General features: G+C 71.6%; 23 protein-coding genes. 13 read left to right on the forward strand and 10 right to left on the reverse strand.

The window, feature by feature from the left end; translation table 11 throughout:
* Positions 1 to 76: 76 nt before the first annotated feature.
* Positions 77 to 436, forward strand: coding sequence for a hypothetical protein (locus AB0I16_RS28765; protein ID WP_363252520.1), 360 nt, complete (start codon positions 77 to 79; stop codon positions 434 to 436).
* Here AB0I16_RS28765 and AB0I16_RS28770 read toward each other — a convergent pair.
* Positions 420 to 1,106 (reverse strand): FadR/GntR family transcriptional regulator, encoded by a 687-nt coding sequence (locus tag AB0I16_RS28770; protein WP_363252521.1) that lies wholly within the window; start codon positions 1,104 to 1,106, stop codon positions 420 to 422. The two genes, AB0I16_RS28765 and AB0I16_RS28770, sit on opposite strands and share 17 nt — an antisense overlap.
* 117 nt (positions 1,107 to 1,223) lie before the next feature.
* On the opposite strand from AB0I16_RS28770, the gene AB0I16_RS28775 reads away from it, so the two are divergent.
* The 4 genes from AB0I16_RS28775 (at position 1,224) to AB0I16_RS28790 (ending at position 3,698) form a co-directional block, all read left to right on the forward strand.
* Entirely contained in the window at positions 1,224 to 2,537 is a 1,314-nt protein-coding gene (locus AB0I16_RS28775; protein WP_363252522.1) for an MFS transporter, read from the forward strand.
* Positions 2,538 to 2,579: 42 nt separating this feature from the next.
* Positions 2,580 to 2,696, forward strand: coding sequence for an SGM_5486 family transporter-associated protein (locus AB0I16_RS28780; protein ID WP_103557516.1), 117 nt, complete (start codon positions 2,580 to 2,582; stop codon positions 2,694 to 2,696).
* Between the two features lie 179 nt (positions 2,697 to 2,875).
* Complete coding sequence (locus AB0I16_RS28785) at positions 2,876 to 3,091, forward strand: hypothetical protein (protein WP_363252524.1); 216 nt, start codon at positions 2,876 to 2,878, stop codon at positions 3,089 to 3,091.
* A gap of 88 nt (positions 3,092 to 3,179) precedes the next feature.
* Positions 3,180 to 3,698: a histidine phosphatase family protein gene (locus tag AB0I16_RS28790; RefSeq protein ID WP_363252525.1), complete on the forward strand. Its 519-nt coding sequence runs from the start codon at positions 3,180 to 3,182 to the stop codon at positions 3,696 to 3,698.
* 82 nt (positions 3,699 to 3,780) lie between these two features.
* On the opposite strand, the gene serB is transcribed toward AB0I16_RS28790, so the two are convergent.
* Complete coding sequence (serB, locus tag AB0I16_RS28795) at positions 3,781 to 5,001, reverse strand: phosphoserine phosphatase SerB (protein WP_363252526.1); 1,221 nt, start codon at positions 4,999 to 5,001, stop codon at positions 3,781 to 3,783.
* 215 nt (positions 5,002 to 5,216) lie between these two features.
* On the reverse strand, positions 5,217 to 6,974 hold the full coding sequence (locus AB0I16_RS28800) for a streptophobe family protein (RefSeq protein ID WP_363252527.1): 1,758 nt from the start codon (positions 6,972 to 6,974) through the stop codon (positions 5,217 to 5,219).
* 263 nt (positions 6,975 to 7,237) lie between these two features.
* On the opposite strand from AB0I16_RS28800, the gene AB0I16_RS28805 reads away from it, so the two are divergent.
* Positions 7,238 to 9,904, forward strand: coding sequence for an FHA domain-containing protein (locus AB0I16_RS28805; protein ID WP_363252528.1), 2,667 nt, complete (start codon positions 7,238 to 7,240; stop codon positions 9,902 to 9,904).
* A 168-nt stretch (positions 9,905 to 10,072) separates the two neighbouring features.
* Here AB0I16_RS28805 and AB0I16_RS28810 read toward each other — a convergent pair whose 3' ends face one another.
* The 3 genes from AB0I16_RS28810 to AB0I16_RS28820 all read right to left on the reverse strand — a co-directional run bounded on the left by AB0I16_RS28810 (position 10,073) and on the right by AB0I16_RS28820 (position 12,903).
* Positions 10,073 to 10,786, reverse strand: coding sequence for a transglycosylase SLT domain-containing protein (locus AB0I16_RS28810; RefSeq protein WP_363252529.1), 714 nt, complete (start codon positions 10,784 to 10,786; stop codon positions 10,073 to 10,075).
* 330 nt (positions 10,787 to 11,116) lie between these two features.
* Positions 11,117 to 12,208 (reverse strand): S-adenosylmethionine:tRNA ribosyltransferase-isomerase, encoded by a 1,092-nt coding sequence (locus AB0I16_RS28815; protein ID WP_363252530.1) that lies wholly within the window; start codon positions 12,206 to 12,208, stop codon positions 11,117 to 11,119.
* A complete protein-coding gene (locus tag AB0I16_RS28820) occupies positions 12,205 to 12,903 on the reverse strand; it encodes an SDR family oxidoreductase (RefSeq protein WP_363252531.1) in 699 nt (232 codons plus the stop codon). The genes AB0I16_RS28815 and AB0I16_RS28820 overlap by 4 nt, the downstream gene beginning before the upstream one ends.
* Positions 12,904 to 13,119: 216 nt before the next feature.
* On the opposite strand from AB0I16_RS28820, the gene AB0I16_RS28825 reads away from it, so the two are divergent.
* The 3 genes from AB0I16_RS28825 (at position 13,120) to AB0I16_RS28835 (ending at position 15,337) form a co-directional block, all read left to right on the forward strand.
* A complete protein-coding gene (locus tag AB0I16_RS28825; RefSeq protein WP_363252532.1) occupies positions 13,120 to 14,265 on the forward strand; it encodes a GAF domain-containing sensor histidine kinase in 1,146 nt (381 codons plus the stop codon).
* Positions 14,258 to 14,920, forward strand: coding sequence for a response regulator transcription factor (locus AB0I16_RS28830; protein ID WP_363252533.1), 663 nt, complete (start codon positions 14,258 to 14,260; stop codon positions 14,918 to 14,920). The genes AB0I16_RS28825 and AB0I16_RS28830 overlap by 8 nt, the downstream gene beginning before the upstream one ends.
* A gap of 171 nt (positions 14,921 to 15,091) precedes the next feature.
* Positions 15,092 to 15,337, forward strand: a complete 246-nt coding sequence (locus tag AB0I16_RS28835; RefSeq protein ID WP_363252534.1) for a chaplin — start codon at positions 15,092 to 15,094, stop codon at positions 15,335 to 15,337.
* Positions 15,338 to 15,465: 128 nt separating this feature from the next.
* On the opposite strand, the gene AB0I16_RS28840 is transcribed toward AB0I16_RS28835, so the two are convergent.
* Complete coding sequence (locus tag AB0I16_RS28840; RefSeq protein WP_363252535.1) at positions 15,466 to 16,254, reverse strand: hypothetical protein; 789 nt, start codon at positions 16,252 to 16,254, stop codon at positions 15,466 to 15,468.
* Positions 16,255 to 16,375: 121 nt separating this feature from the next.
* Here AB0I16_RS28840 and AB0I16_RS28845 point away from each other — a divergent pair, with 121 nt between their 5' ends.
* From AB0I16_RS28845 to AB0I16_RS28855, 3 genes are all read left to right on the forward strand, one after another.
* Positions 16,376 to 17,173 carry an ABC transporter ATP-binding protein gene (locus AB0I16_RS28845; RefSeq protein ID WP_363252536.1) on the forward strand — a complete coding sequence of 266 codons (798 nt, stop codon included), beginning with the start codon at positions 16,376 to 16,378 and terminating at the stop codon, positions 17,171 to 17,173.
* 67 nt (positions 17,174 to 17,240) lie between these two features.
* Positions 17,241 to 17,669, forward strand: coding sequence for an NfeD family protein (locus tag AB0I16_RS28850; protein ID WP_363252537.1), 429 nt, complete (start codon positions 17,241 to 17,243; stop codon positions 17,667 to 17,669).
* Positions 17,670 to 17,761: 92 nt separating this feature from the next.
* A complete protein-coding gene (locus AB0I16_RS28855) occupies positions 17,762 to 18,697 on the forward strand; it encodes an SPFH domain-containing protein (protein WP_363252538.1) in 936 nt (311 codons plus the stop codon).
* A 30-nt stretch (positions 18,698 to 18,727) separates the two neighbouring features.
* Here AB0I16_RS28855 and AB0I16_RS28860 read toward each other — a convergent pair whose 3' ends face one another.
* The 3 genes from AB0I16_RS28860 to AB0I16_RS28870 form a co-directional block, all read right to left on the reverse strand.
* On the reverse strand, positions 18,728 to 19,267 hold the full coding sequence (locus AB0I16_RS28860; protein WP_363252539.1) for an HNH endonuclease: 540 nt from the start codon (positions 19,265 to 19,267) through the stop codon (positions 18,728 to 18,730).
* Positions 19,268 to 19,434: 167 nt separating this feature from the next.
* Positions 19,435 to 19,974 (reverse strand): YbhB/YbcL family Raf kinase inhibitor-like protein, encoded by a 540-nt coding sequence (locus AB0I16_RS28865; RefSeq protein WP_363252540.1) that lies wholly within the window; start codon positions 19,972 to 19,974, stop codon positions 19,435 to 19,437.
* Between the two features lie 36 nt (positions 19,975 to 20,010).
* On the reverse strand, positions 20,011 to 20,793 hold the full coding sequence (locus tag AB0I16_RS28870; protein ID WP_363252541.1) for a sporulation protein: 783 nt from the start codon (positions 20,791 to 20,793) through the stop codon (positions 20,011 to 20,013).
* Positions 20,794 to 20,953: 160 nt separating this feature from the next.
* Here AB0I16_RS28870 and AB0I16_RS28875 point away from each other — a divergent pair, with 160 nt between their 5' ends.
* The gene (locus AB0I16_RS28875; protein ID WP_363252542.1) at positions 20,954 to 21,595 is read left to right on the forward strand and encodes a DNA-3-methyladenine glycosylase; all 642 of its coding nucleotides are present in this window, start codon (positions 20,954 to 20,956) and stop codon (positions 21,593 to 21,595) included.
* Positions 21,596 to 22,035: the final 440 nt, after the last annotated feature.

Raw genomic sequence — 22,035 nt, forward strand, 5'->3', positions numbered from 1 at the left:
CAGTCGCGGGGGCGGGGCCTCACCCGTTCGGACCACCGGCCGGGCGGCGGCGGGGGAGCGCCGCGCATGGTGGAGTGTGCGTCTCCCCGGTGCGGTGCTCGCCGCTCTCGCCCTGCTGGTCGCCGTGCCCTCGGGCGCCGCGTCCCTCGCCGCGGACGGCCACGGGGCGGGCCGGGACGCCGCTCACGCGCGCGTGCAGAAGCCGCGGCCCTTCGGCTCGGAGTGCCGTACCGGGATCAGCGGCTCCAACGTCGTCGCGTACTGCCACAACCCCTACCCCGAGACCGACCACGTGCGCCTGCACGTGGAGTGCGACCGGTGGTGGGACATCGACGTAGACGGCGCCCCGGTCGCCGCCGGGCCCGCCGAGACCGTGCGGCTGACTGGGCGGTGCTGGAAAGAGGTCCGCTCGGCCTGGGTCAGCCACGCGAGGTGAGCCGGCCGGGGCGGCACATGAACGGGTAGCTCGCCGCCTCGCTGCCCGCGGCCTCCGCGTCCCCGGAGCGGATCGCCTCGACAAGACGGGTGTGGTCCATGTGCGACTCCGGGCCGAGCTCCTCGCCGATGTCGTCCCGCAGCCAGTCGCGCATGACCTCGCCGAGGTCCGCGTAGAGGACCGTCATGACGTCGTTGTGCGAAGCGGCCACCACGGCCGTGTGGAACGCCGCGTCGGCCGACACGAACTCCTCCGCGTTCCCCGACGCCCACGTCTCCTCCCGCCGCACCAGGGCGGCGTCGAGCTGCTGGAGGTCGCGGTCGGTGCGGCGCCGGGCGGCCAGCTCGGCGGCGCTCGACTCCAGTGCGATCCGCAGCTCGGCGACGTGCCGGGGATCGGCGTCGGAGAACCTGCGGTGCATCACCCCCGCGAGTTCGCTCGCCGCCACCACGAAGGTGCCGGAGCCCTGCCGGATGTCGAGCATGCCGTTGTGCGCGAGGGCCCGCACGGCCTCCCTGACCGTGTTCCTGGCCACGCCCAGCTGCTCGACCAGCTCGGGCTCCGTCGGGATGCGGGAGCCGACCGGCCACTCGCCCGAGGAGATCTGCTTGCGCAGCTCGGCGATGACCTGTTCGGAGAGAGCCGAGCGGCGAGGAGTGGTCAGCGGCATGACGGTCCTTCGTAGGAGGCGGGTGCCGGCGGTCGCGGGGTGCCGGCCGGGGCCGTGGACGGAGTGTGACGCGATCGGATTGGACAGCCAATCATCCCATGATTCTATGATGGCCCCATGGCTACCGAGGACACCGACACGATGGCAAGGGCAGTGACAGTGAAGCGCACGGGGACGGCGGCGGCCGCGGGGCAGGCGAAACAGGCCCCCACGCGCGCGTGGGCGACGCGCCTCATCACCGTCGGCATCGTCCTCGCGGCCCTCAACCTCCGCCCGGCCATCACCAGCCTCGGCGCACTCCTCGAAGAAGTGCGCGACGGCCTCGGCATGAGCGGCACCCTCGCCGGACTGCTCACCTCCGTGCCGCCGCTCTGCTTCGCGGTCTTCGGCGTGATGGCACCCCGGTTCGCCCGGCGCTTCGGGCCCAGCGCGGTCGTCTGCGTCGGCATGGCCGCCATCGCCGCGGGACTGGTCGTCCGCCCCTTCGTCGGCGGCACGGCCGGCTTCCTCGCCGCCACCGCGCTCGCCCTCATGGGCATCGCCGTCAGCAACGTCCTGATGCCGGTGATCGTCAAGCGCTGGTTCCCCGACCGGGTCGGCTCGATGACCGGCCTGTACTCGATGGCGCTCGCGCTCGGCACCTCCCTCGCCGCGGCCCTGACGGTCCCGATGACCGACGCCCTCGGCGGGCGCTGGCAGACCGGGCTCGCCGTCTGGGCGGCGCTCGCCGTCGTCGCCGTCGTGCCGTGGATACCGCTCGTCCGCGACAAGGGCACGGCCTCCGCTGCACCCGAGCACGTCAGCGCCACCGTCCGCCAGGAGGACGCCGGACTGCGCATCACCCACAGCCGCACCGCCTGGGCGCTCGCCGTCTTCTTCGGGCTCCAGGCCACGGCCGCGTACATCACGATGGGCTGGATGCCGCAGATCTTCCGTGACGCTGGTGTCCCCGCGGGCGAGGCGGGCGTCCTGCTCGCCGTCACGATGGCCATGGGCGTGCCGCTGGCGTTCGTCATCCCGCGCGTGGCCACCCGGCTCACCAACCAGGGTCCCGTCGTCATGGTCCTCGGCGCCTGCGGCCTCGCCGGATACGCGGGCCTCTACCTCGCACCCGCGGGCGGCGCGTGGGCCTGGGCCCTGCTGCTCGGCATCTCCAACTGCGCCTTCCCGCTCGCCCTCACCATGGTGGGCATGCGGGCCAAGAGCAGCGTGGGCGTGGCCAAGCTGTCGGCCTTCGCGCAGAGCACCGGCTACCTGATCTCGATCCCGGGACCGCTCCTCGTCGGCGTCCTCTACCAGCACAGCGGCGGCTGGGGCCTGCCCATCGCGCTCATGGCGGGCCTGATGGTGCCGCAGATCGTCGTCGGTACGCTCGCGGGCCGCAACCGCACGGTCGAGGAAGAGGTGGCCGCCAGGGCGGCGAAGGCCTGACCCCGGCGGCGGCCCCGGGGCAAAGGGTGCGAGACTGGCCGTATGCCCGTCCTTGACCCGAACCCCCAGAACGGCCAGAAGAAGCTGCTCGTCGTGCTCGGCGCGATGCTGGCCATCACCGTGATCATCGGCATCGTCGCCTCCATCGCCTCGCCGTGAGCCGGCCGCGGAAGCGGCGCTCCGGCGGGGCATGGTGGGGCTAGCACCCCCATCCCCTAGGGGGCCAGTGTCAGGGTCAAGTGGGTGGCACACCTGATGGGTTCAGGACCGCCGATCGCCTAGTTTCGAGGTGTGCCCGCGACGACGCGGCACGCAGACCCGAGGACCACGGAGGCGGCATGTCGGCCCGTTCGCACACCCGGCGCGACCCGGCGGGGTCGTCCGGCGTCGAGATCCAGCTCCCCTGGTGGGCGATCGCCCTGCCCGCCGCGGCCTTCGCGGCCCTCCTCCTGCTGATACTGAACCCGGTGGACGCGCACGCCGCCTCCAGCCAGCCCGTCGTGGCCCATCTCCTGGAGCGCGTCCAGGAGACGGTGCAGCGCATGGCCCTGTGACCCGGGTCCGCCCGACCGGATCAGCCACACCGCGGCACCCCGCCAACTACCCGCGCCCCGTGGCGCGTTTCATGCGAAGCTGGGACGCATGAGCGTCGCAGAACCCCGCAGGATTGTCCTCTTCCGGCATGCGAAGGCCGACTGGCCCGAGGTGGCCGATCACGAGCGCCCGCTCGCTGATCGAGGCCGCAGGGACGCCCCCGTCGCCGGACGCAAGCTGGCCGACAGCGGCATCGCCTTCGACCTGGCCCTCTGTTCCACCGCGGTCCGCACCCGCGAGACCTGGAAGCTCGCCGTCCAGGAGCTTCCGCAGCGGCCGAGGACCGTCTACGAGGAGCGGCTGTACGAAGCCTCTCCCGGCGAGCTGATCGCCGTGCTCAACGAAACCCCGGACGACGTGCAGAACCTCGTCCTCGTCGGGCACAACCCCGGAGTGCAGGGACTGACCGACGTCCTCGCCGGAGACGCCGAGGGCGACGCGCGGCAGCGGCTCAACCGCCGGGGCTTCCCGACCGCGACCTTCGCCGTCCTGACGTACTCCGGTTCCTGGAAGGCGCTGGAGCCGGGTGTCGCCACCCTCGTCGACTACTGGGCGCCGTCCGAGTAGCCGCCCCTCCCACCCCCTCCTGGCGTACGCAGCAGGGCCCCGCGCCGAGTGGCGCGGGGCCCGTGCGCGTCGGGGGCCGGGGTCAGTCCGAGTCCGTGTGGGTCTCCGCCGCCTCGACCTCTTCGCGGGTGATGCCGAGGAGATAGAGGACGGTGTCGAGGAACGGCACGTTCACCGCGGTGTGCGCGGCCTCGCGGACCACGGGCTTGGCGTTGAAGGCGACGCCGAGACCGGCCGCGTTCAGCATGTCGAGGTCGTTGGCGCCGTCACCGATCGCGACGGTCTGCTCCAGCGGCACCCCGGCCTCCGCGGCGAAGCGGCGCAGCAGCCGGGCCTTGCCCGCGCGGTCCACGATCTCCCCGGTCACCCTGCCGGTGAGCTTGCCGTCGACGATCTCCAGGGTGTTGGCCTGGGCGAAGTCGAGGCCGAGGCGTTCCTTCAGATCGTCGGTGACCTGGGTGAAGCCGCCGGAGACGACCCCCACCTCGTAACCGAGGCGCTTGAGGGTGCGGATGAGGGTGCGGGCGCCCGGGGTGAGCCTGACCTCGGAGCGGACCTTGTCGACGACCGACGCGTCGAGGCCCGCGAGCAGCCGCACGCGCGCGTGCAGCGACTGCTCGAAGTCGAGCTCGCCGCGCATCGCCGCCGCGGTCACCTCGGCGACCTCGTTCTCGCACCCGGCGTGGGCGGCGAACAGCTCGATGACCTCGTCCTGGATGAGCGTCGAGTCGACGTCCATCACGATCAGGCGCTGCGCACGGCGGTGCAGGCCCGCGGCGACGACCGCGACGTCCACGCCGAGCTTCGCGGCCTCTATGGCGAGGGCGGTGCGCAGGGGCTCCGTCTCCGTTCCGGACACCGCGAACTCCACGGCGGTGACCGGGTACTTGGCGAGCCGGAAGATGCGGTCGATGTTGCCGCCCGTTGAGGTGATGCTGGCGGCGATGGCCGCCGTCGACTCCGAGGTCAGGGGGTGACCGAGGACGGTGACGTGCGAGCGTCCGTGACCGCGCGGCAGGTTGTCGCCGATGCCCGAGATGATCTCGGCCTGCATCTTCATCGACTCCGCCCAGCTGTGGACGGTGGCGCGCAGGTCCCCCTCCATACCGGCGGGCGGCTCGGTCACGAGCGCGCACAGCACTATGCGGCCGCGGGTGACGACCTGCTCGATGTCGACCACGTCGACGGAGTAGGCGGCGAGGGTGTCGAAGAGGCCGGCGGTGAGGCCGGGACGGTCCTTGCCGAAGATCTTGACGAGGAGCGTCGGGACGTCGGCGGGCTGAGGGGGCTGAGAAGCACTCATGGTGCCGCTTACGGTAGCGGCCGCGCTCTTCCGGCCGCCCGCCGGTCCGGCCCTCGGACACGTGACCGCCCTCGCGAGCGGGGCCCCCGAACCGGGGCCGCCGGACCGGTCCGCCGGGTCCCCCTTCTTCTCGGCCCCTTCTTCTCGGTCCGCTCTTCTCGGTCCGCGGGCGGTGCTCCGTCCTCGGCCGTTGTCCGCGCCCCTGACCGGGCCGGTCAGCGCGGCCTCCTCGGTGGTGGGCCCTGGTCCGGGGGAGGCGGCGGGGGCGGAGGAGGAGGCGGTGGTGGGGGCCAGTCGCCGGAGCGGGGACGGGGACGGGGGCCGGAGCGGGGCGGTGGGACCACTGGACCGGCCACCGTCTCCGCGCCGTAGACGTCCCGGGCGGGAGGCTCCCTGTCCGGTGGTGCCCCCGGGCGCAGGTACGGGTTCGTGTCGGGGTTCGGGGGGCGGTGCGGGGTTGTGGGTGTGTACGGGCCCGGCGCGCCCGCCGCGGCAGAAGAGGCGGAAGGGGCAGAAGAGACAGAGGGGGTAGAAGAGGCTGAAGAGGCGGAGGTGTTCTCGCGCGGCGCCGCCGCCGACGGGAGCGCGAACGGGGACGCCCGGCCTCCCGCCGCGCCCGTGGCCACCGCGAGGACCGCCCCGAGGACCCCCGCCCCGAGGCCCCAGGCCAGCCCCAGCAGCGCGGCCGGCCCGATCCGCCCGTGCAGCTCCACCCCGGCCCCGAACGCGTCGAAGCCCAGTACGGAGAGCGAGGCGTCGGCGGACACCCCGGTCAGCCGCACCAGCAGCGGAAGCCCCACCGCCGTCACGGCCCCCAGCCGCACTCCGCACCGCCCCGCGAACCCCGCGGCACGCAGGCCGCCCACCGGGGTCCGCACCGCCGTGAGCACCCCCGCGAACAGCATCGTCAGCCCCGCGGCGACACCGAGGAGCCAGACCCGCCCGTCGAGTTCGGCGAGCCGCCCCAGCGTGAGCGCCTTGTCGGAGGAGCCGCCGAGCAGATCGTCGACCGGGTCGGGCAGGAATCGCGTGAGCGCACCCGTGGCACGGCCGTCGAACGGCACGAGGAGCCCCACCGGAACGCCCAGCCACACACCGTTCGGCGCTCCCAGCAGCGCGGCGCCCGCGATCCGCTTCGGGTGATCGTCGCCGATCATGGCGTACGCCGCCGCGGCGAGACCCGCGACGACCGCCATCAGAACCACCGTGACCAGCCCGGACACCGCGGGCCGCACCACCCGGTGCAGTGCGTCGAGGGCGCGCGGCAGCGGCGTGCGGCGCGAGGCGAGCAGGGCGATGAGCAGGACGACGGCCACCCAGCCCGCCCCGCCGAGCAGCGTCGCCGCGGTGTCGACCGTGAACCCGACCGACGCCTTCGCCTCCGCCAGGTCGCCGAGCCGCTCCGGCAGCAGCCCGCCGACCCCGCCGGGCAGCTCGTCGGCGATGCCGCCCGGCAGCTCGTCGAGCCCCTTCTCGATCCCTTCCTCGATCCCTCCGCCGATGCCGAGCCGTTCACCGTCGATCGTGACGATGTCGTGCCCCACGTAGGCGAGTCCCGCGAGCATCGCCACGAAGAGGGCGATCACCGCGCCCGCGCGGGCGGCCAGTTCGGCGGGCGCGAGGAACGCCCCGGCCCCCCGCAGCGAGCGCAGGAAGAAGTGGGCGAGGAGCAGCGCCCCGACGAGGCCGACGCCGAGCGGCATGACGTCGATCGCCGTGGCCGCCTCCGCACCCTCCAGGCCGAACGCCGACACGTCCCCGGACGGCGTGACCGAACCGCCCGCTCCCAGGGCCACCACCGCCGCCGTCATCGGGCCGAGGGAACCCACCTCGTCGGCGCCGAGCAGCCGCAGTGCGAGCGCGGCCGTCCCGGCCATGCCGATCAGCGCCCAGCTCACCGCGGCGATCGCGGAGAGCAGTACGTCGCCCCACCGCACGCCGCGGCCGGCGCCCCTGTCTTCACCGGCCTGCATCAAGGACCCCCCGAACCGCGGTGCGTGACCCGTCGGCCGCGTTCGGGGGGCGTGGGTGGAACGCACTCCCCGCGCATGATCCGTATGCGCTGATTGCGACTGATGGTCGCTGATGGGTGCTTACCACTCTCCGGGGCGGTTTCTGCCCCGTCAACGGGGTGTCCCGAAAGGCACCTGCGCAGTCTTCACAAGGCCCGACTTTCGGTCAGAGCCCTCAGCCTGAAATAGTTCCTCCCGATGTTCGACATCCCTAGACTCCCCACATGGGGGCTAGCTCGGGGGACAACTCAGTGGGGCATGGAGTGCCGGAACTCGTACTGGAATTGAATGGAAGGACCTGGACGCTCGATCCGTCCAGGTCGTACTCGCTCGGACGCGATCCGCAGGGGGACATCCCGCTCGACGACGCCAGGGTGTCCTGGCGTCACGCCACGATCAGCTGGAGCGGGCACAGTTGGGTCATTGAGGACCACGGCAGCACCAATGGCACCTTCATACAGGGCCAGCGGATCCACCAGAGGGAAATCGGCCCCGGTTCGGCCGTGAACCTCGGGAACGCGAACGACGGGCCGCGGCTGAATCTGTCCGGTGGCGGGGCCGCCGCCGCGGTCTCCGCGCCGCAGCAGCAGCATGCCCAGCAGCACGCCGCGCCGCAGCGGCACGCGCAGCAGGAGGCTCCGGGCTGGGCGGCGCAGCAGCAGGCCCCGCACCAGCAGCAGGCTCCGCAGCAGCCGCAGCAGCACGGCTGGCAGCAACCGCCTCAGCAGCACCAGCCCCCTCAACAGCACCAGCAGCACCAGCACCAGCACCAGCACCAGCAGCAGCCGCATGTGCCGCAACAGCAGGGCGGCCCGGCGGAGCAGTACGCGCAGAAGACCCCTGGTTCCGGCGGCGCCGCGGGGGCACCGCCGGTCTACGGCGACCGCAGCCCGACGACGTTCCACCAGCTCGCGCTCGGCCGCAAGATGCGCATCGGCCGTGCCCTGGAGAACGAACTGGTCGTCTCCGACCTCCAGGTCTCGCGCCACCACGCCGAGTTCACGGCGACACCGGACGGCCGCTTCGAGCTCCACGACCTCGGGTCGCACAACGGCACGTACGTCAACGGCCAGCCGATCGCGAAGTCCTCGACGGTCCTCATCGGCCCGAACGACATCGTCGGCGTGGGCCACTCGACCTTCCGCCTCGTCGGCGGGCAGCTTGAGGAGTTCGTCGACACCGGTGACGTCTCCTTCTCGGCCCGCCACCTCACGGTCACGGTCGACGGCGGCAAGCAGATCCTCAAGGACGTCACCTTCGGCGTCCCGGAGAAGTCGCTCATCGCGGTCATTGGACCCTCGGGTTCCGGCAAGTCCACCCTGCTCAAGGCGCTCACCGGCTACCGGCCCGCCAACCAGGGCGACGTCCTCTACGACAACCGGAACCTCTACAAGCAGTTCGCCGAGCTGCGGCAGCGCATCGGTCTGGTCCCGCAGGACGACATCCTGCACAAGGAGCTGACCGTCAAGAAGGCCCTCAAGTACGCGGCCAAGCTGCGCTTCCCCGCGGACACCACGGAGGCCGAGCGCGAGTCCCGCATCGACGAGGTGCTGCGCGAGCTCAAGCTGGACATCCACAAGGAGAAGAAGGTCACCTCCCTCTCCGGTGGCCAGCGCAAGCGCGTCTCGGTCGCCCTGGAGCTGCTCACCAAGCCGTCGCTGATCTTCCTGGACGAGCCGACCTCCGGCCTCGACCCGGGCATGGACCGCGACGTCATGCAGCTCCTGCGCGGCCTCGCCGACGACGGCCGCACGGTCCTCGTCGTCACGCACTCGGTCGCCGAGCTGGCGATCTGCGACAAGCTGCTCGTCATGGCGCCGGGCGGTTCGGTGGCGTACTTCGGCCCGCCGGAGGAAGCGCTGAACTTCTTCGGCTACAAGACCTGGGCCGACGTCTTCTCCGCCTTCGAGGAGTACCGCGACTACGACTGGGCGGGCCGCTGGAAGGGCTCGCAGCACTACCAGATGTACGCCGCGGACATCGACGCCGTCGCCGCGCAGTCCGTACCGATGCCGCCGCCGCAGGCGGTGAAGCCGCCGAAGCCGCAGGGCTGGGGTTCCCAGCTGTGGACCCTGATCCGCCGCTACGTCTCGGTGATCGCCTCCGACAAGGGCTTCATGGGCCTGATGGTGATCCTGCCCGCGGTCCTCGGCATCGTCAGCGTCGTCATCCCGGCCGACTTCGGGCTCGCACCGCCGAAGCCGCCGTCGAAGTTCAACGGCGACGCGGGCACGATCATGCTGATCCTCGCGGTCGGCATGTGCTTCTCGGGCGCCGCCAACTCCGTACGAGAGCTGATCAAGGAACGGGTCATCTACGAACGGGAACGGGCGACCGGCCTGTCCCGCTCGGCGTACCTGATGTCCAAGGTCATCGTCCTCGGCATCATCACGGCTGTGCAGGGCGTCATCATCTGCGCCATCGGCTTCGCCCCGCGCGAGCTGCCGGAGGAGGGGCTGATCATGCCCCCGGCCGCGGAGATCTGCCTGACGATCATCGCGCTCGGCTTCACGTCGATGATGTTCGGCCTGGTCATCTCCTCGCTGGTGAAGACCTCCGAGAAGACCATGCCGCTCCTGGTGATGTTCGCGATCGTCCAGGTCGTCTTCACCGGCGTCCTCTTCCAGGTCTACGGTTCGCCCGGCCTGGAGCAGTTCGCCTGGCTGATGCCGTCCCGCTGGGCCATCGCGGGCGCGGGTGCCACGCTCGACCTCGCGCACCTGATGCCGCCGTGGGACCCGAAGAACCCCACCGACCTGGACCCGCTGTGGGAGCACACGGCCGGACAGTGGGGCATGAACCTCACCGTCCTGCTCGCGCTGGGCATCATCTGCGGCTTCGCGGTCGCGCGCCTGCTGCGCCGCCACGAGCCGGAGGTCATGCGCAAGTGAGCGCGTCCCGGCGCACGCGAAGGCGGCGTGCGCGCAGGTGACGTAAGAGAGGTGACGTACGAGAAGGTGGCGTACGAGAAGGGCGGCACCCCTTGCGGGATGCCGCCCTTCGGCGTCTTGAGAACCTCATCTTCGGCTGAAGAGGTCCAGTGATCAGGCGATCAAGGCTCAGTAGGCGCCGTTCACGTTGTCCATCGAGCCGTAGCGGTCGGCGGCGTAGTTGGCCGCGGCCGTGATGTTGGCGACGGGGTCGTAGATGTTCGTGGACGTGCCCTCGACGTGGTAGGCGTCGAACGTCGGCTTGATGACCTGGAGCAGGCCGATCGACGGGGTGCCGTTGATGGCGTTGATGTCCCAGCCGTTCACGGCCTGCGGGTTGCCGGAGGACTCGCGGATGATGTTGCGGTGCAGGCCCTCGTAGGAGCCGGGGATGCCCTTGGCCTTCATGATGTCCAGGGACTGGCGGATCCAGCCGTCCAGGTTGTTGGCGTAGACGGGCTTGCGGGCGGCGGAGCGGCTGGCGGCGGCAGCGGCGTTGCGCTCCTCCTCGGCCTTCTTCTTCGCGGCGGCCTCGTCGGCGGCCTTCTTCTCGTCGGCCGCCTTCTTGTCGGCGGCGGCCTTCGCGGCGGCGGCCTTGGCCTGCTCGTCGGCGTGCGTGAGCTGCTTGGCCACGTTGGCGTGGACCGCCTGCTGCGCGTCCGTGGAGACGGCGAAGGAGGCGGGGGCGGCGCCGGCCGCCCGGGCCTCACCGGCGTCGGAGTTGCCGGGCACGAGGGAGAACGCGAGGGCGGCGGCACCGATCGCGGCGACGCCGGCGATGGAGAGCTTCTGGTTCTTGGTCACGGCGTTTCGGCCGGGGCCGGGGAGATGATGCTGGGACATGCGAGTTGGACCTCTTCGGATAGCGGAGGTCGCTCTGGTCCGGCGGGGACATGTTGCTGCTCCGGCACAAGCGCCGCGGTGCGAGGACCGCGGCGCCGAGCGACGGGAGCAATTGTTAGCGGCGGCAAAATTGCGTGGCAAAGGTGTGACGTACGATCCCGGGTAGTGGATCACGGGGGACTTCGACGCTTCTCTCCACGTTCGCATCCCCGCACATTAAGGGTTTCTTGCCGTACATAAACGGATATTTGGTGCGCTTCACTCGCAACTAGCCTCGTTCGTACGTGACGTGCACCCTATGTGCGGGCTCACATCAGGCAGGTAGCGGTCTCACTGCGCGTTGCCCTTGCAATGCTCTCGGTCAGCGTTCCCCGCCCTGAGGAGGAGGTGCACGTCGCCGAACTCGTGCCAGAGGTAGAGACGGCGTACCGCCTCCGCGTACCCCCGCTCCACCGCCGCCCGCCCCGCCACCGCCTCCAGCATCAGCAGGTGCGAGGCCTCCGGCTCGTGCAGCCCCGTGAGCAGGCCGTCCACCACGCGCACACCCCGCCGCGGCGTCACCACCAGCTCGGTCCGCCCGGCCGCCGCCCGCACCACGCCGTCGGGCCCCGCCGCGGACTCCACGGCCCGCACGGCCGTCGTGCCGACCGCGATCACCCGGCCGCCGCCCGCCCGCGCGGCGTTGATCAGCGCGGCGGAGGTCCCCGGCACCTCGAACGGCTCCGGATACGGCGGCTCGTGCGCCTCCTGCGAGGCCACCCCCGTGTGCAGCGTGACCGGCGCGAACTGCACACCCCTGCTCACCAGCTCCGCCACCGTCGCCGCCGTGAACGGCCGCCCGGCGCTCGGCATCTCCGCGCTCCCCGCCCCGTCCGCCGACGGCAGCGCGAACACGGTCTGATGGGCGGAGAGCGGCTGATCCCTGTCCGTGTAGGGGTAGCGGATGGGCCGCCCGTGCCGCCGCAGCAGCGCGGGCACGTCACCCTCGACCCGCACCCACCACAGCCGCCGGCTCTCCGCCGCCAGCGGCTCCTCCCATACGAGGGACACGCCTCCGGGGAACCGCACGCACGCCCCGGCGGGACCACCGGCACGCGCGCGTGTGGTGCCCCTCCCGTCCGGGTCCCGCAGCTCCACCGCCCACCGGCCGTCCGCACCCCGCGTCGAGAAGTGCACCACCACGCGTGCGTGCCCGAGCCACCCGTCCACGGCCGCCGGCAGCGTCCGCGAGGTGTTGACCACGAGAAGGTCCCCGGCCCGCAGCAGAACGGGCAGCTCCCTGAACGCGTGGTGCGACACCTCCGTGCCGCGCGACAGCAGCAGCCGCACCGCGTCCCTGCCGAGACCGGCCCCCCGCTGCTCGACGGGCACCCGCGCGTGCAGGCCCTCCGGCACCCGCGGCCACGCCCCCAGCACGCTCACCGGGCACCCGCCAGAAGCGCGGACGCGGCAAGGCGACCGCCGGCCGGACGCTCCGCGACCAGCCGCAGGAACGCGGGCACCACGCTCCGCGGCAGCGGCCTGCCCGATGCGTCGTCCAGGGGCACCGCCGCCCGGTACAGGTCCGTCCGCAGGTCACCGGGGTCCACCGCCCACACCCTGACGCCGGGCTCCTCCACCGCGAGGACCGCGGAGAGCTGGTCGAGAGCGGCCTTCGACGCCCCGTAGCCGCCCCATGTCCCGTACGCCTCGACGGCCGCGTCGGAGCTGACGTTCAGCACCGCTCCCGCCGACTCCCGCAACAGCGGCAGAGCCTCCTGGACCAGGCCCAGGGGCGCCACCACATTCGTCTCCAGAGCCGCCCGCAGCCCGTCGAGCGCCAGCCCGTCAAGCCGTACGAGGGGCTCCGCGCCCAACGCGCTCGCGTTGTTCACCAGGAGATCGAGACCGCCGAGCCGCCGCGCCGCGGCCACCAGCTCCGCCCGGTGCCCCGCGTCGGTGACGTCCCCCGGCAGCGCCTCCACGCGCGTGCCGTACGAACGCAGCTCCTCGGCCGACTCGTCGAGCACGGAGGCGGTTCTCGCGTCGAGCACGAGGTCCCAGCCGTTCTCCGCGAGTCCCGCGCCCAGCGCGCGCCCCAGCCCCTTCGATGCCCCCGTGATGATCGCCACCGGCATGATGCCCGTCCCCTCACAGTCCGCGCCCGGCACCCCGGACGCCCAGCAGATGCCCTCACCGTAGGAACGCCGGCCCTGCCGGCACCTCGTGCCCGGGACGCAACAGGGCAGGTCCCTTCGTCCTGGTCCCGGCCCCGCGACCTAAGCCATCGGCCCTAGCGGACGGCCCCCACAGGGCCGATACGCGCTGTCACACCCCGCCGGTACGGTGTGGCCATGAGTCAAGGACCCAGGTCGGGGCTGAACGCGGTGAGTTCCGCGCTGCTCGCCATGAGCAGGCATCTGGAGGTGCGCGACGTCCTCAAGACGATCGTCGCCTCCGCCCGCGAGCTGCTCGACGCCGAGTACGCCGCGCTCGGGGTCCCCGACGACCACGGCGGCTTCGCCCAGTTCGTCGTCGACGGCGTCAGCGAGGAGCAGTGGAAGGCCATCGGCCCGCTGCCCCGGCAGCACGGCATCCTCGCCGCCATGCTCCAGAAGGCCGAGCCCGAGCGCCTCGCCGACGTGCGCGAGGACCCCCGCTTCGGAGGCTGGCCCGACGCCCACCCGGACATGTCCGACTTCCTCGGCCTCCCCATCCGCTACGGCGACGAGACGCTCGGCGCGCTCTTCCTCGCCAACAAGCGCTGCCCCAGGATCGAGGGCCGGTGCGGCTTCACCGCGGACGACGAGGAGCTCCTGAGCATCCTCGCGCAGCACGCCGCCATCGCCCTGACCAACGCCCGCCTGTACGAACGCAGCCGCGAGCTGACCATCGCCGAGGAGCGCTCGCGCCTGGCGCACGAGCTGCACGACGCCGTCAGCCAGAAGCTCTTCTCGCTGCGCCTGACCGCCCAGGCCGCCGCCGCCCTGGTGGACCGCGACCCGTCCCGCGCCAAGGGCGAGCTCCAGCAGGTCGCGGCGCTCGCCGCCGAGGCCGCGGACGAGCTGCGGGCCGCCGTCGTGGAGCTGCGCCCCGCCGCCCTCGACGAGGACGGCCTCGTGGCCACCCTGCGCACGCACAGCCAGGTGCTGCACCGCGCGCACTCCGCCCGGGTCACCTTCGAGAGCAACGGCGTACGGGCCCTGCCCGCCGCGCAGGAGGAAGCCATGCTGCGGGTCGCCCAAGAGGCCCTGCACAACGCCCTGCGCCACTCGGGGGCCGAGTCCGTCACGGTGACCCTGGACAAGCGGGGCGCGGGGGCCGTCCTGCGCGTCACCGACGACGGCAAGGGCTTCGACCCGCAGGTCATACGGCGCGCGGGACGGCACCTGGGCCTGGTCTCCATGCGTGACCGCGCGAGCGGGGTCGGCGGACGGCTGACCGTGGATTCGGCGCCCGGCAAGGGCACGACGATCGAGATGGAGGTCCCCGGTGGCTGACGCGGTGCGTGGGGCGAGGGCAGGAATCCGGGTGCTGCTGGTCGACGACCACCAGGTGGTCCGCCGGGGGCTGCGGACGTTCCTGGAGGTCCAGGACGACATCGAGGTCGTGGGGGAGGCGGCGGACGGCGCCGAGGGGGTCGCGCTGGCCGAGGAGCTCCACCCGGACGTCGTCCTGATGGACGTGAAGATGCCCGGCATGGACGGCGTCGAGGCGCTGCGCAAGCTCCGCGAGCTCGCCAACCCCGCGCGCGTGCTCATCGTCACCAGCTTCACCGAGCAGCGCACGGTGGTCCCCGCCCTGCGCGCGGGCGCCGCGGGGTACGTCTACAAGGACGTGGACCCGGACGCCCTCGCGGGAGCCATCCGCTCGGTGCACGCGGGACACGTCCTGCTCCAGCCCGAGGTGGCGGGCGCACTGCTCTCCCAGGAGGAGGCGAACGGAGGCCAGGGCAGAGGCGGCTCACTGACCGAGCGCGAGCGGGAGGTCCTCGGCCTGATCGCCGACGGCCGCTCCAACCGCGAGATCGCCCGTGCCCTCGTCCTCTCCGAGAAGACCGTCAAGACACATGTCTCGAACATCTTGATGAAGCTGGACCTCGCCGACCGCACCCAGGCCGCCCTGTGGGCCGTACGGCACGGCGTGGCCGGCTGAATCCGCGGGCCGGAGCCGCCCGACTCCGGGCGGCCCCGGCAGTTGCACCCCGGGATGAGATTCATACCGTCGTGTGGATGTCGCCCATATGGCGCAACCCGAACGCCGGCCCGGCGTTCTCCAGGGCGTGCTGCGGCGGCCGCCGCAGCCTTCGTCCAGGAGGAGCCCGAAGTGAAGAACCTGAAGAAGGCCGCTGTCGTCACGGTGATGACGGGCGGCCTGATCGCGGCCGGCGCCGGCATGGCCTCCGCGTCGCACGGCGCCGAGGCCGACGGCGTCGCCACGAACAGCCCGGGTGTCGGCAGCGGCAACGTGCTCCAGGTGCCGATCCACATCCCGGTGAACCTCTGCGGCAACACCGTCACGGTCATCGGCGGCCTGAACCCCGCGTTCGGGAACGCCTGCGTCAACACCTGACCGCACCCGGGCGGTCACCTCTCCTGCCCGTGACCGGGACCGGCCCGCGACGGCGGGAGGAGCCCCCCGAAGCGGGCCCCGCGGACCACCCCGGTCCGCGGGGCCCGCGGCACGACGGCCCCGCGGCCTCAGGACCCGTCCCGCTCCCGCTCCTCCACGTACGCGTTGTACGCGGCCACCTGGGCGCGCCGCGCCGTCCGCTCCACCGGACGCAGCGCCTGCCCCCGCGCGGCCATCTCCGATGCGCTCACGGCGCCGCCGTGCCCGCTCTCGTACGCCAGCGACACCAGCAGCCCGACCCGCTGCGCCAGCTCAAGGACCCGCACCGCACGCGGCGGGTACCCCGGCGCCAGCACCTCGCGGCCCCGCTCCGCCCGCGCCCGGTACGCGTCGAGCGCCGCCTCGGCCACCGGGCCCGACCCCGCCACATCGAGCCGCGAGAGCACCTCCGTCGCCTCCCGCAGCGCCTCCGCGAGCTCGCGCTCCGCCTCGCCGAGCGACGGCACGTCGGCGGGCGGCGCCTCCCGCACCGGCAGGCAGTGCCAGACGACCTCCACGTGCACATCGCCCTCGGGCCCCGCCTCGTACACCTCGGGCACGAGGCCGTACGGAGCGCCGAACCCGACCACGGCCTCCTCCGCCTCAAGGGCCCGGGCGTTGAACGCGGGCGGCCCGCTGAGGCCCAGCGGATGACCGGGCGCGGGCAGCGCCACCCGCAGGCCCCGCACGCCCAGCGAGCGCAGCCGGCCCATGGCGAGCGTCAGACCGACCGGGGCCGCCTCGCCGGGCAGCCCGTCGACCCGGTGCACCGCGTCGTCCCCGACCATCGCGAGCACTGCGTCATCCGGGGAAACAAGTCCGGCCAAAAGGGCGTTTCCCCATGCGGCCAGGCGTCCTGAGCGTGGTTCCGAGAGCATGCACACAGCCTAAGGACCGGCCTCACGACAGGAACGCCCGGCCGGTGGCGTAGGTTTTATCCGGGGGCCGCGTTGAACGGCGCGAGCGACGACCGAGACTGCAATGGGAGACAGCGCGCTCATGAGCGAAGTACTGGAGCTTGAGGACGTATCCGTGGTCCGCGAGGGCCGGGCTCTGGTGGACCAGGTCTCCTGGTCGGTCAAGGAGGGGGAGCGCTGGGTCATCCTCGGCCCGAACGGCGCGGGCAAGACCACCCTCCTGAACGTCGCGTCGAGCTACCTCTTCCCGAGCACCGGCAGCGCCACCATCCTCGGCGAGACCCTCGGCAAGCCGGGCACCGACGTCTTCGAGCTGCGCCCGCGCATCGGCGTCGCCGGCATCGCGATGGCCGAGAAGCTGCCCAAGCGCCAGACCGTCCTCCAGACGGTGCTCACGGCGGCCTACGGCATGACCGCGGGCTGGCACGAGAACTACGAGGAGATGGACGAGCTGCGCGCCCGCGCCTTCCTCGACCGCCTCGGCATGAGCGACTACCTCGACCGGAAGTTCGGCACCCTCTCCGAGGGCGAGCGCAAGCGCACCCTGATCGCCCGCGCCCTGATGACCGACCCCGAGCTGCTGCTCCTCGACGAGCCCGCGGCGGGACTCGACCTCGGCGGCCGCGAGGACCTCGTACGCCGCCTCGGCCGCCTCGCGCGCGACCCGATCGCCCCGTCGATGATCATGGTCACGCACCACGTCGAGGAGATCGCCCCGGGCTTCACCCACGTCCTGATGATCCGGCAGGGCAAGGTGCTCGCCGCGGGACCGCTGGAGCTGGAGCTCACCTCCCGCAACCTCTCGCTCTGCTTCGGCCTCCCGCTCGTCGTCGAGCAGCGCAACGACCGCTGGACCGCCACCGGCCTGCCGCTCGGCTGAAGCGCGCCGGGGCCCCGGCTGATCGGCGCCCTGTCCCGAACGGGACCCGCGGTCCTACGATGACCACGTGGACATCGACGCATGGGTGTGGTGGCTCATCGGAGCCGCCGCACTCGGAATCCCGCTCGTACTGACCGCCATGCCGGAGCTCGGCATGCTCGCCGTGGGCGCCGTCGCGGCCGCCGTGACGGCGGGCCTCGGCGGCGACACGGTCCTCCAGGTCCTGGTCTTCGCCGCGGTCTCGGTCGCACTCATCGCCGCCGTACGCCCCGTCGCGGCCCGGCACCGGGCCCAGCGGCCCGAACTGGCCACCGGGGTCGATGCGTTGAAGGGCAGATCGGCCGTCGTCCTGGAACGCGTCGACGCCACCGGCGGCCGCATCAAGCTCGCGGGCGAGATCTGGTCCGCCCGCTCGCTCGACGCCGACCTCGCCTACGAGGCGGGCCAGGAGGTCGACGTCGTCGAGATCGACGGGGCGACGGCCGTCGTCATGTGAATCCCGCACGGGCCGTGCGCGGGTCTGACAGACTCGACCCGCAAGATCTTTTCATCGGGAACGCCGAGGCATGAAGGGTACGGGGAGCCACGATGCAACCCATCATCATCGTCCTGATCATTCTGGTGGTGCTGGTCTTCATCGCCCTGATCAAGACCATCCAGGTCATCCCGCAGGCGAGCGCCGCCATCGTCGAGCGCTTCGGCCGCTACACACGCACGCTGAACGCCGGACTCAACATCGTCGTCCCGTTCATCGACTCGATCCGCAACCGCATCGACCTGCGTGAACAGGTCGTCCCGTTCCCGCCCCAGCCGGTGATCACCCAGGACAACCTGGTGGTCAACATCGACACGGTCATCTACTACCAGGTGACCGACGCGCGGGCCGCGACCTACGAGGTCGCCAGCTACATCCAGGCGATCGAGCAGCTCACCGTCACCACCCTGCGCAACATCATCGGCGGCATGGACCTGGAGCGGACCCTCACCTCCCGCGAGGAGATCAACGCGGCCCTGCGCGGCGTCCTCGACGAGGCCACCGGCAAGTGGGGCATCCGCGTCAACCGCGTCGAGCTCAAGGCGATCGAGCCGCCGACCTCCATCCAGGACTCGATGGAGAAGCAGATGCGCGCCGACCGCGACAAGCGCGCCGCGATCCTCCAGGCCGAAGGTGTCCGGCAGTCGGAGATCCTCCGCGCCGAGGGCGAGAAGCAGTCCGCGATCCTGCGCGCCGAGGGTGAGGCCAAGGCCGCGGCCCTGCGCGCCGAGGGCGAGGCCCAGGCGATCCGTACGGTCTTCGAGTCCATCCACGCCGGAGACCCGGACCAGAAGCTGCTCTCCTACCAGTACCTCCAGATGCTGCCGAAGATCGCCGAGGGCGACGCCAACAAGCTCTGGATCGTGCCCAGCGAGATCGGCGACGCCCTCAAGGGACTCGGCGGCGCGCTCGGCAACTTCGGCCCGATGGGCGGCGGTCCGGCCGCTCCGTCCGGCAAGGAGCGCCGCGAACAGCCGCCGATCGACTGACGGGCCCGCGAGGGCGTCCGCCGCCGGGTCCTAGGCCGCGGGGACGGGCTGCGCGGCGGCGGGCTGCGCCGCGGGCCGCGCGAGCCAGCGGGGCAGCGAGGCCAGCTCCTCCCGCCCCAGCGCCAGGAGCATCGCGTCCGCGGGAGTCGGCTCGAACGGCTCCCGCAGCAGCGGCATCCCGGCCTCCTCGGGCGTCCGGTCGGCCTTGCGGTGATTGTCCACGGCGCACGAGGCCACCGTGTTCAGCCACGAGTCGGCGCCGCCCTGCGACCTGGGCACCACGTGGTCCACCGTCGTCGCGCGCCTGCCGCAGTACGCGCACCGGTGCTGGTCCCTGACGAGGACCCCCCGCCTCGACCACGGAGCCTGTCTTCGGAACGGCACCCTCACATACCTGCACAGCCTGATCACCCGCGGCACCGGTATGTCGACCGCCGCCGCACGCACACGCAGTCCGGGGTGGGCCTGCTCGACCACGGCCTTGTCCTGGAGCACCAGAACGACGGCCCGGTTGAGCGTCACCGTCGAGAGCGGCTCGAAGCTCGCGTTCAGCACCAGCGTGTCCCGCATCAACCTGCCCACCTCCCGTATGCACCGGCCCACCCCATGGCGGGCTTGGATCAACTCTGGCCGGGCACGCCGAGATGGACAACGCAATAAAAAATGCCCGTCCCCGATCACTTCCATGACCGGAGACGGGCGAACAGGCGGTGAACGCTCAGTTCACTGCGGGCGACTCAGCCCTCGGCGGGCGCGGCGTACTCGGCGACGAGCTGCGCACGCGCGAGCGTGTGGAACCGCAGGTTGAAGCCGACCGCCGCGGGCGGGGTGTCGGCGTCGGGGCCCAGCTTCTCCTCGTCCACCGCGTACACGGTGAACACGTAGCGGTGTGCCGGGTCGCCGGGGGGCGGCGCCGCACCCCCGAACTCCTTCGACCCGTAGTCGTTGCGCGCCTGCACGGCACCCTCGGGCAGCCCCTCGAACGTGCCGCTGCCCGCACCGGCCGGCAGCTCGGTGACCGAGGCCGGGATGTCGAAGACGGTCCAGTGCCAGAACCCGCTGCCCGTAGGGGCGTCGGGGTCGAAGCACGTCACGGCGAAGCTCTTGGTCTCGGGCGGGAAGCCCTCCCACCGCAGGTGCGGCGAGGTGTTGCCCGCCGCGTGGACCTGAGCGTCCGCAAGAACCGCCCCCGGCGCGACATCGTCACTCACGACCGTGAACGACGGCACGGGCGGGTGGAAGTCATGGGGAAGCGGCGGCCTCTTCGGCTCGGTCACGTGAGCACCTCCTGGTCGATTGCTGTGCCCCCGAGCCTAGAACCAGTTGCGCTTGGAGCCGACCTGCGACAGCCACTCGTTCAGGTAGGCGGCCCAGTCCGTGCCCTGGAAGTCGTTCAGACCCACCTTGAAGGAGCGGAAGGAGTCACTGCCCTCGCTGAACAGGCCCGGCTTCTTGTCCATCTCCAGGACGACGTCCATCTCCCGGTCGTCGGCGACGAAGCTCAGCTCCACCTGGTTGAGGCCGCGGTACTGCTGCGGCGGGAAGAACTCGATCTCCTGGTAGAACGGCAGCTTCTGCCGCGTGCCGCGGATGTGGCCGCGCTCCATGTCGGCGCTCTTGAAGCGGAAGCCGAGCTGGATGAAGGCGTCGAGAATGGCCTGCTGCGCCGGCAGCGGGTGCACGCTGATCGGGTCCAGGTCCGAGGAGTCCACGGCCCGCGCGATCTCCAGCTCGGTGGTCACACCGATGTTCATGCCGCGCAGTTCCTGCCCGTCGATGCTGGTGACGGGCGTCTCCCAGGGGATCTCCAGACCGAAGGGCACGGCGTGCACCTGGCCGGCCTGCAGCGTGAAGGCACCGCCGAGCCGCAGCTTGGTGAACTCGATGTCCTGCTTCGTCTCCTGGTCCTGGCCCTCGACCTCGACCCGCGCCTGGAGCCCGACGGAAAGCCCCTCGATCTGCTGGTCGACCGAGCCGCCCTGGATGCGCACCTCACCCTGGACCACGCCGCCCGGGACCACGTTGGCCTCGGTCAGCACGGTCTCGACCGAGGCGCCGCCGGCTCCCAGACTCGCGAGCAGCTTCTTGAACCCCATGACTCTCCTCCCCAGGCCGCCGCCTGTGGTTCGTCTCGACTTGATTCCTTGATCGGTACATACGCCGGGGACCCGCGCATGGTTCCGCGCACCCACCCTGGCAACCGAGCGGCCGGAAGGCCATCCGCGTACGGCACCGAGTGCATTACGCTCGGACGGCATGTTCGCGGAGCCTGACCGTACGCCCTTGACCCGAGACTTCTTCGACCGCCCTGTCCTGGAGGTCGCCCCCGACCTGCTCGGACGCGTCCTCGTACGCGACTCGGAGCACGGGCCGATCGAACTCCGCCTGACAGAGGTGGAGGCATACGCGGGAGAGGCGGACCCCGGCTCCCACGCGTATCGCGGCAAGACCGCCCGCAACGGCGTGATGTTCGGCCCGCCCGGCCATGTGTACGTCTACTTCACCTACGGCATGTGGCACTGCATGAACCTGGTGTGCGGCCCCGAGGGCATGGCGAGCGCCGTCCTCCTGCGCGCCGGAGAGATCACCGAGGGCGTGGAGCTGGCCCGCAAACGTCGACTCTCGGCCCGAAACGACAAGGAACTGGCCAAAGGCCCGGCCCGCCTGGCCACCGCACTCGACGTGGACCGGAGCCTCGACGGCGCCGACCTGTGCGGCGACCCGCACAGCCCCTTCTCGCTCCTCACCGGAACACCGGTCGAAGCCGCCCAGGTCAGCGAGGGCCCGCGGACCGGAGTAGGAGGAGAGGGGTCCGTCCACCCCTACCGCTTCTGGACCACCGGCGACCCGACGGTCAGCCCGTACCGGGCCCATGTGCCGCGCCGCCGCCGAACTTGACGGGCCCTCGAGGCCTCCGTAATGTAGTCCGAGCCGCTTGAACCGGTCACGGCAGTCTGCCGACAGCCGGAAGCGGCCAACCACTACCTACGACTTCCCCTCGATGAGGGCCTATTCGGCGTGTCCGCATGCCGAAAATGGAACTCACGGACTCGATTATGAGTCGCGGAGGGAATCCGCTAAAGTAGTGGACACGCCGAAAGGCAGCCGAAAGGCAAAGGCCCTCCAACGGCCACCGGAAATGAAATCCGAACCGGGAACGGAACGGAAAACGGATCTGGTAGGGTTGGAAACACGAAATACCGAAGGGAAGCGCCCGGAGGAAAGCCCCAGAGAATGTTCTGCGGGTGAGTACAAAGGAAGCGTCCGTTCCTTGAGAACTCAACAGCGTGCCAAAAGTCAACGCCAGATATGTTGATACCCCGACTCACCGACGGTGA

It is taken from the genome of Streptomyces sp. NPDC050703 (assembly GCF_040654435.1).
Classification (GTDB): domain Bacteria; phylum Actinomycetota; class Actinomycetes; order Streptomycetales; family Streptomycetaceae; genus Streptomyces.